This window comes from Klebsiella indica (assembly GCF_005860775.1).
Lineage (GTDB): Bacteria > Pseudomonadota > Gammaproteobacteria > Enterobacterales > Enterobacteriaceae > Klebsiella > Klebsiella indica.
Genome location: NZ_VCHQ01000076.1, coordinates 1 through 550 on the forward strand (window position 1 = coordinate 1; position 550 = coordinate 550).

At 52.2% G+C, this 550-nt stretch carries 1 rRNA gene; it reads left to right on the plus strand.

What is annotated here, in order from left to right:
- Nucleotides 1-550 (plus strand): 23S ribosomal RNA (locus tag FE839_RS24530); the annotation flags it as partial.

The following is a 550-nucleotide window of genomic DNA, read 5'->3' on the forward strand; positions in this document are numbered from 1 at the left end:
GCATGTGTGTTAGTGGAAGCGTCTGGAAAGGCGCACGGTACAGGGTGAAAGTCCCGTACACAAAAATGCAGATGCTGTGAACTCGAAGAGTAGGGCGGGACACGTGTTATCCTGTCTGAATATGGGGGGACCATCCTCCAAGGCTAAATACTCCTGACTGACCGATAGTGAACCAGTACCGTGAGGGAAAGGCGAAAAGAACCCCGGCGAGGGGAGTGAAAAAGAACCTGAAACCGTGTACGTACAAGCAGTGGGAGCCCCACCACCAAAGCGTTTCGCTTTGTGTGGTGCACAAAGAAGCGTAACGACAGCACTGAATGACGGTTAACGGCGCGTAAGCGACGTTCAACACAAAAATCAGGCAGTGGAGCGCTTTGGGGTGGGGTGACTGCGTACCTTTTGTATAATGGGTCAGCGACTTATATTCTGTAGCAAGGTTAACCGTATAGGGGAGCCGCAGGGAAACCGAGTCTTAACTGGGCGTTAAGTTGCAGGGTATAGACCCGAAACCCGGTGATCTAGCCATGGGCAGGTTGAAGGTTGGGTAACA